Origin of the sequence: Metasolibacillus sp., assembly GCF_025291715.1 — a bacterium.
GTDB classification, from domain to species: domain Bacteria; phylum Bacillota; class Bacilli; order Bacillales_A; family Planococcaceae; genus Metasolibacillus; species Metasolibacillus louembei.
The window spans coordinates 22,661-31,200 of sequence record NZ_JAMBIZ010000041.1; the positions used below are offsets into that span (position 1 = coordinate 22,661).

The following is an 8,540-nucleotide window of genomic DNA, read 5'->3' on the forward strand; positions in this document are numbered from 1 at the left end:
AGGAGGGCATCATGCCATATCATTACGCTGACTCAAAACTAAAACTTTTCTCACTAAACTCAAATAACCCACTTGCACAAGAAATTGCACAAGAGATGGGTGTAGAGTTAGGTAAATCATCTGTAAAACATTTCAGTGATGGAGAAATTCAAATTAGCATTGAAGAAAGTATTCGTGGTTGCGATGTATTCATTGTGCAGTCAACTTCTGCACCTGTAAATGAACATTTAATGGAGCTTTTAATTATGGTTGATGCAGTAAAGCGCGCCTCTGCACGTACTGTCAATGTAGTTATGCCTTACTATGGCTATGCTCGTCAAGACCGTAAAGCAAAAGCACGTGAGCCAATTACTGCAAAATTAGTAGCGAACCTATTAGAAACTGCTGGTGCAACACGCGTTATCGTATTAGATTTACATGCACCACAAATTCAAGGCTTCTTCGATATTTTAATCGACCATTTAGTAGCAGTGCCAATTCTTGCTGACTACTTTGGCTCAAAAGGCTTTAATTCGGACGAAGTTGTCATTGTATCACCAGACCATGGTGGTGTAACGCGCGCACGTAAAATGGCAGAGCGTCTAAAAGCACCAATCGCAATTATTGATAAACGCCGTCCAAAACCAAATGTGGCAGAAGTAATGAATATTGTAGGTAATGTTGAAGGTAAAATTTGTATTTTAATTGATGATATTATCGATACGGCTGGTACAATTACAATCGGTGCAAACGCATTATTAGAATCAGGTGCGAAGGAAGTGTATGCTTGCTGCTCACACCCTGTATTATCTGGTCCTGCGATTGAGCGTATTGAAAATTCAGCAATTAAAGAGTTAGTCGTAACAAATACAATTCAGCTATCGGAAGAAAAGAAATCACCAAAGATTAAAGAGCTTTCTGTAGCAAAATTAATGGCAGATGCAATCTCTCGTGTTTATGAAAACAAATCGGTAAGTACATTATTCGATTAATCATTAAGAGCTGTATAGAAGGTAGTTCAACTACCTCCTATACAGCTTTTGTCATTTTAAAAAAATAGTTGTGCAGAACATTACATTCGCTATAATCAAGTTAACAACAATAGAAAGTAGCGGTTGAATGAGAACTTATAATGAAAAGATAAGCATTTATCATGGAATGGCATCGACATTGACGCTGAATACAACAGCAAACTATATTCCGATATTTTCGATGGCAATTTTAGGAGCGACCAATTATCAAGTAGGGTTAATTAGCTCAATTCCGCCCTTGATCACATTATTAATGACAGTGCCAGCTGCGATTATGCTCAATAAAGCGGCGGAACAGAAGAAGCTTGTTGCCTTTTCAGTATTGATGGCAAGGCTTGTTTTTATGCTGTTAATTTTTATTGCCTATATTCCACAATCCATTGCATCATGGGCATTATTAGCACTAATTGCACTGATGAGCATTCCGAACACAATGGCTAATATGGGCTGGCAGGCATTGATTGGCAATATGATTGAGGACAGAAGGCGCGGGCAATTTTTCAGTGACCGCAATCGGCTGTTAACAATCGTAGGACTGATTTCAACATTGACAATTGGCATTATTATGCGTGATGCAACAACGAACACCTTAGCCTATCAGCTGCTCTTTGGATTAGCCTTTTGCTTTGGTTTATTGGAGGTTTATTTTTTGTTGAGGCATGAGGAAGGCGCTCCTACACAGCAAAAGGAACGTAAGAAAGCGATGAATTGGGCAATTTTCAAAGACACAAATTATGTCCGCTTTTTATTGGTGGCGTTAATTTTTAATTTCGGCTGGCAAATGGCATGGGGACTTTTTAATATTTACAATGTGCGCTATGCAGAGGCGACGATTTTTTGGATTAGTATGTTTAGTGCTGCCAATATGCTCGCACAAATTTTCTCTTTCCCATTATGGCGTAAATGGGCTGATAAGTATGGCAATATGCGCGTCTTTGTATGGATAGCCTTCGGAATGGCTGTTGCTCCATTTGCGATGGCATTGTCAACAAACTTTATTTATTTAACATTGATGTCCGTGCAATCGGGTTTATTCGTATCAGGTACAGTTTTAATTTTATTTAATTTGCTGTTGGAAAATTCGCCAAAGGAAAACCGTACATATTGCATCACCAGCTATAATGTATTGCTAGCAATTATCGCCTTTATTGCACCACAAATTGGTATTTGGCTACTCGAAGCATTTACGATGTCAACTGCGATGAATATTAGCACGATTGTTCGATTGGCTGGGGCCTTTGGATTCCTTTATGTGTGGATGACAAGTAGGGACCGTGGAGCATTGCAATAAAACAACAAGGCTGTACTTCTGTGACGAATGGTCGTAGAAGTACAGCCTTTCTACATTTGAATGGAATTTGTGTACAAGGTTAGCTTCGCTACTTCCGTTTTAGTGTTGTCCTTTGAAGGATAGTAATAATTAAAATTACTAAGCCCGCTACACCGATAAGCACGGCCATAAAATGATAATCTAAAGACATGAGTAAGATATAGAGCAATCCAATTACACCTAGTAAAATTGGATTGCTTAAGCCCTTTTGTTCTTTGTTTCGTTCAAGATAGGCTATTACAAATAGGAATAAAGAGGCGAGCAACAGGGGTATGTATATTAAATCCAAGAAATTCACCTCATTTTTTGTAATTAGCTCGATAGTTTATAGTGCTGAGAACCACAAAAATGAGTGCGGCACCTAAATAAAAAATAAAGCTAGTTTTATGAAAGCCAGATTTGTAGAAAAGAATTGTAGAAGCTATGAACAGTACAGTGATGAGCGTGTTAAAAACCCAATAGTTTCTCATAAGCATCCTCCTAATTAAAAATCGTGAGTTCGAGGTAAGTTTCCTATAAATTCACTTTAATTAATTATTTTTTCCAAAAGAATTAATTTCTCTGAGAGTAGTTTATAGCTTGAATGTTTTTCAATATGGATATCTACGTTCTTCATAGTAGTTAAATAGTTTCTTAATTCAGCAGTATAGGCAACAGTGAACTCGAAAAAGTTAAATGAGTGTTTCCATTCCTCTTCATGTGAGAAGTGATCGAAGTTTGTTATGATGATATCATTATTGCTGATTTCAAATGTGTAAGTATTAGAGTTTCCAAAAGTATCAAGAATTTGCTTTTCTCCATTTGGATGTAGCTGTGTTAACAAATCACATAGTGCAATTAAAATTGTACTATGCATTGTCGTTGAAAAAAAGGAAAATTCCTTATTCATATCTTGGATAAATACTTCTAAAAAGCTATCCAAATAATAATCAGGACCTAAGTTAGTATCTTTTAGTACAGCAATATCATTTTCAATATTAAATATTAATTGCATTGAATAAAGCCCTCCAAACTATTTTTTTACTTTTATGACTGAAGTTCCACTGACAGGGTAAGATGTCTTTATAATATTATCTTTTGTAACAACTGTTGTCATCTCAGAAATACCATGTTTTTTAGGGTTATAAGTGTACACTTTAGTTCCATCACTATGTGTACTTTTGAGTGTTCCTTTTTCTAAAGATTCCATAACTAAGTTTTTAATTTGAGCATCACTTAAGGCCTTAGGGAATAAGGTTGTATCTTTAGTTGCAGCAGTACCAGAGACATGTCGTTTATATATATGTTCCCAACCAGTATTACTATTTCCGTCTAATAAAATTCCTTTAGAATTATGTTTTTGTATTTTCCCTAAATTAGAAAATGCTTCAACCTCCCCATTCTTCCCAGCTTTCTTTAAAAGTTCATACAATTTTCCTGCTTTAACTACTTTCCCTGCTGGGAATAAGGAAACTAAGGCTATTCCTTTTTCAGTAGTCCCTGCATTAGGATTAAAGATGGTTTTGACATCGTCTAATACAAAGAAATCCAAACCTGCTTTAGCAGCGTCTAAAGCAAATTCTCCAGCTTTCTTAAGCCAAGATGTAGTTGAACTAGCCCAGTTTTTAGCAGTATCTAGCCATGATGAAGACGCAGCAGCGATCTTGGCTGTTTGCTGCATAGTTTTTGCCTCACTTGAAATAGAAACCGAATCTTCCTTTTGAATTAAATTATTATTGCTATTTTTATCACTTTGGCTTTCTAGAGAGGATTTCGTAATGGAGTAAGCAGCTGTATCATATCTATGATGAATGTTAGTAGTGAATTGCTGATGATTTAAATTTGTATTAATTGTCATAATAACCTCCAAATAAGTATATTGTTTGGTTTTAAATAGTATAAATCTGAGTTGTCTTGGAACGACAGTTTAATGAATGTAGCATGTAATATAGAAGATATCATAATACTTCATTTGTTATTGACTATAGGAAATAGAGTTTTTGTCTTTCAGATATGCTTATGTTCGTGTTACTAAATCTATTTTTAATAACAAGTCAAATACTATCCATATTTTTCATTTCTACAATATCTTTCTACCCTCAAGTTGACTTCATCTTAGCAGTATACATACCACATTCACAATTGCGTGGTTCCGTATAAATTATATGCGGAACCACGCAATTGAAATTAATACAGTTATGAAAATTTGTAGTTTTACACTATTAAAATAAACATATCTATCTGTTATTCTTGCTGTTAATATGAGACAATGGTACTATTATATGGGTGTAAATGGGGTGATAAAGTTGGTATACAAAAATAAAATATTTGAGAAGATGAAGGCAATTGTTCTATCAGCTAATTTAGATCATAACTTTCAAGCAGCTTTATTAAGGTACATAAGCGAAAAGCAAGATTCTTCAATGGACTTTGGGGAGCTTTGTATTTTTCATTATCAGGCTTTTGCACAGCAAGCAAAAGTGGATGAAGATATTATTGCTATTGCTGCCGCTGTTGAGCTATTAATATTGAGCTTTGATATAATAGATGATTTGCAGGATGGGGATGCGGATTATTTGTGGTGCCAAGATCCAGCAATGGGCATGAATGCGGTTTTAGCTATGCTCTTTTTAACGGTCAAATGCATTCAAGAAAGCACATTTTCACATAAGGAACAAGCAATCCAGCTGCTGCATGAATTTGCGCTGAAAAGCATTAACGGGCAGTACTTAGATATTAAAAATCAAGGACAAGACGAAGCATCTTATTTAAATATGATTGAAACAAAATCAGGTGCGTTAATTGCATTAAGTAGCTCGATTGGCGCTGCACTAGCTACTGGGAAAATGGATGAAAGCATCATTCAATATTCCACGTATATTGGTGTCGTTCAACAAATATTAAATGATATTCACGATTTGAAAACATGGGGCAAGAAAAATGATATGTTGAATCGTAGATTTTCTTTACCAATCATTTATTTAATGGAACAGCCAGAGGCATATGCTGATATTTTAAAAAAGTATTACAATGATATGGCAATGGAAATTGACAGTGCTTATTTTGAAAATATTTTGTTAGAAAGTGGCGCAATCCGCTATGCGCTCGCAATAAAAAATGTGTTTAAATATAAGGCGTTAGATTTAATAGAAACGATGCCATTCAGCAATAAAGATAAGGAACATTTAAAAGCATTAGTAGAATAGGAGAATTTATTATGGTTAGCAAATTAATTAAACATTTAGCAGAGAACCCACAATTGGTTTCACTATTACAGGATAATAAATTATCGCTTGTAGGTGTATCGAAATGGGAGCAACAGGCGATTGTAGAGGCGATGAATGAACCAATGAAGGCACGAGTGGCATTTTGGCGAGGATAAAAAATGAATAGAAAAAATAGCGTATTTTGGGGAGTAATGATTGTTTATACGTGTATCTTTTTTTATTTAATGGCACCTATTATAAAATCACCGTTTATCGGAATTGTTGTAGAGCAAGTTGGGCAACAGTGGGTTATAAAGGATTTTGTTAATACTGGAATGATTGGGCATTCCAGTATTAAGCGAGAGGATATTGTATTAGAAGTTAATCATCAACCCATAAAAGAAATAGGTGGTGCTACACGATACACTATTAATCGCGCAAATAGTTTGATGATTCAAGATGTAGAAGGCAAAAAACGATTGGTTGAAATGACATATAGAGATTTTTGGGCGCAATGGTTGTATCATATTGCTCTTCCTACTTGTTATTTTATAATTAGTTTAATTATTTGTGTCTATTTATTTTTTAAGCGCAAGGATTCCTTTTATTCTTTCAATATATTTATGTTGTTTATATTAACGGTTGCATTAGAATTTGGCAGTATAGGAGCTACCATTCATAATGATAGTGTAGGGAAATTTATTTCCAGTAATGGAGGCATAGCAATTCTCGTTTTAATGCTTCATTTCTTCATCAATTACCTTGAATACTTAAATCTAAAGTATGTACTTATTATAAAACCGTATTATCTATATGGATTGCTTATCATGAGCAGTATATTAACATTGTTAGAAAAAGTATTCCCTACTATCTATCAATGGAATACGATGGTGCTGCTGGTTATGATGGTATTTCTTGTGATTTATGCATTACTCATTTTATTAGTTGCATATATCAAGACAAAGAAACAGCAGCTATTAGTATTGTTGCTTTGTTTAGTAGGTCCTTTTATACCAGCCCTAGTGCTTTATGTACTACCAATGCTTTTATTTGGGCAGTATATATTGACTGCAATCAATTGTCTGTTATTTCTGCTACTAATTCCTATTTTGTTGCTGCTCACACAATTCTCAGATTACCTGTTTGACATTGAGTATGAAATTTCAAAAATCCGCTATTACAGTATGCTGTCATTTGCTACTTCTAGTATGCTGTCTATAGGTCTTTATTTTCTATTGGACCTACAGTCATTAGATGCATTTAAAAGTTTCCTTTTCGTATTTGTCGTGACTCTAGGAATGCTTATTTAAAGGAACGAATAGACTATGCAAATCGCAAAGTTTTATATTCGCCTAAAGGGAATTACGTGCATTTTGTCTATAAAACCATTGAGCAGATTACACATATGCCATCGGTTGACCAATTGCTAAAACGCTTTAGTGAGGCATTGGCACAGCAATTAAATGTCAGCAATGTGATGATACATATTTACTCAGTTGGTGATGAGACACAGGAAATGATGGCGAGCCCAAAAGTGATTGATGGCTTAAAGCTAGGTACAGTGAAAAAAATGGGACAGCATTATATTGGCTGTTTACATGAAACATTGGATAAAAAATATATTGTTACGATTGCAAATGAAGGTGGCCTTTATTTAAAAAAAGAAGAGCTATTATCCTTAGAGCTGCTTATTATGTATGTAAGTAATTTTATTGATAACACACAATTTGTAGAAAGGCTTATTGACCAACTTGATAGCTCACAGCAAAGCACACCAGCATGGTTACAGAAGTTTATTTGGATGCAGTTAGAAAATGAAAAAGCACAGCTTGCACAAGAGTTGCATGATACGATTTTGCAGCAGCAGCTTTATTTGATACGAGAGCTGGATGTGACACAGGTAGATATGCAGCTAATCAAGCGACATCGCGAGCATCTAATCGAATTAACTGTAGAGTTGCGCCAGTATTGTGAACAATTAAAGCCGCCGTTATTGGATAAACAAGGCTTACATGCCGCATTAAATAAGCTATTTATAGAAGTAGAAGAGCGAGCAGAATTTACAATCATTCATGAAATCGAGGATATAGCGTTAGGTGCGTCAGAGCTACCATTATTAATATATCGGTCGGTTCAAGAGATGTTAAATAATGCCTTAAAGCATGCGCAGGCAACTTATGTGAAAATTACGCTGACTGCAGTAGCACAGGGCTTTGAACTAATCTATTTTGATAATGGAATTGGTTGTGATTTAGCTAAAGTGAACGAGAAAAGCTCGATGGGGTTACAGGGAATGAAAGAGCGTGTGCATGCATATAACGGTTTCATTGAGCTAATATCTGCACCAGATGAAGGGATGCGCATTTGTATAAAAATAGAGGAGTAATGTGAGGATGATTAAATTATTATTAGTAGATGACCATCCATTGATTTTAGAGGGAAGCAAGCAAATTTTCAGCGATGCACCTAATATTGTAGTGGAGACATTAGCTGATGTACAGACATTTTCAGAGGTGATTATACATACGCAGTATGATGTATTTTTACTTGATATTAATTATAGTACAATCTGTTTGTGGTATGTTGGTTTAGCTCCACAGTTTGCTTATTATCCAATCCAATTATATGATGTTCAATAGATTTGAATTTAATTTTACCTCTCAAATTAGAAATGTAAATGAAAGCGCCTCTAACACTTTCGTTTTTATTCTAAATAACTCAAATAGAAAACGATTCTCCTAGCTTTACAAATAGTTAAGAGATTCGTTTTTTAAATCATTTACAGGTAACAGACCAAGTATGTGACAGGAAGTCTTTGTGTACTGTAGGTAATTTAATCTTAGCATTCATTATACCGCATAAACAATTGCGTGATTCCGCATGAAACATATGCGGAATCACGCAATTGTTATCTAGACATGAGTAGAGGTATTATGAAGGTGTAACCGCTAAAATAAAATTAACAGTTTTTGCTCATTTCAATTGAACACTTTTTCACCAATTCAATAGTTTCCT

At 34.9% G+C, this 8,540-nt stretch carries 9 protein-coding genes; 7 read left to right on the top strand and 2 right to left on the bottom strand.

Features of this window, described 5'->3' with window-relative positions; translation table 11 throughout:
• Nucleotides 1-11 precede the first annotated feature (11 nt).
• Both M3Z76_RS18000 and M3Z76_RS18005 read left to right on the top strand, forming a co-directional pair.
• A complete protein-coding gene (locus tag M3Z76_RS18000) occupies nt 12-971 on the top strand; it encodes a ribose-phosphate diphosphokinase (protein WP_293929430.1) in 960 nt (319 codons plus the stop codon).
• A gap of 127 nt (nt 972-1,098) precedes the next feature.
• Nucleotides 1,099-2,301 (top strand): MFS transporter, encoded by a 1,203-nt coding sequence (locus tag M3Z76_RS18005; protein WP_293929428.1) that lies wholly within the window; start codon nt 1,099-1,101, stop codon nt 2,299-2,301.
• 565 nt (nt 2,302-2,866) lie between these two features.
• Here M3Z76_RS18005 and M3Z76_RS18010 read toward each other — a convergent pair.
• Nucleotides 2,867-3,334 carry a hypothetical protein gene (locus M3Z76_RS18010; RefSeq protein ID WP_293929427.1) on the bottom strand — a complete coding sequence of 156 codons (468 nt, stop codon included), beginning with the start codon at nt 3,332-3,334 and terminating at the stop codon, nt 2,867-2,869.
• 18 nt (nt 3,335-3,352) lie between these two features.
• Nucleotides 3,353-4,177, bottom strand: a complete 825-nt coding sequence (locus M3Z76_RS18015; RefSeq protein ID WP_293929425.1) for a hypothetical protein — start codon at nt 4,175-4,177, stop codon at nt 3,353-3,355.
• A gap of 448 nt (nt 4,178-4,625) precedes the next feature.
• Here M3Z76_RS18015 and M3Z76_RS18020 point away from each other — a divergent pair, with 448 nt between their 5' ends.
• Genes M3Z76_RS18020 through M3Z76_RS18040 form a run of 5 tightly spaced genes read left to right on the top strand, consistent with a single transcriptional unit; the run spans nt 4,626 to nt 8,164 of the window.
• On the top strand, nt 4,626-5,525 hold the full coding sequence (locus M3Z76_RS18020; RefSeq protein ID WP_293929424.1) for a polyprenyl synthetase family protein: 900 nt from the start codon (nt 4,626-4,628) through the stop codon (nt 5,523-5,525).
• Between the two features lie 11 nt (nt 5,526-5,536).
• Nucleotides 5,537-5,701, top strand: a complete 165-nt coding sequence (comX, locus tag M3Z76_RS18025; protein WP_293929422.1) for a competence pheromone ComX — start codon at nt 5,537-5,539, stop codon at nt 5,699-5,701.
• A 3-nt stretch (nt 5,702-5,704) separates the two neighbouring features.
• Nucleotides 5,705-6,835, top strand: a complete 1,131-nt coding sequence (locus tag M3Z76_RS18030) for a hypothetical protein (RefSeq protein ID WP_293929420.1) — start codon at nt 5,705-5,707, stop codon at nt 6,833-6,835.
• Nucleotides 6,836-6,891: 56 nt separating this feature from the next.
• A complete protein-coding gene (locus tag M3Z76_RS18035; RefSeq protein WP_293929418.1) occupies nt 6,892-7,911 on the top strand; it encodes a sensor histidine kinase in 1,020 nt (339 codons plus the stop codon).
• A gap of 7 nt (nt 7,912-7,918) precedes the next feature.
• Nucleotides 7,919-8,164, top strand: coding sequence for a response regulator transcription factor (locus M3Z76_RS18040; RefSeq protein WP_293929416.1), 246 nt, complete (start codon nt 7,919-7,921; stop codon nt 8,162-8,164).
• The last annotated feature ends 376 nt before the right edge of the window (nt 8,165-8,540 follow it).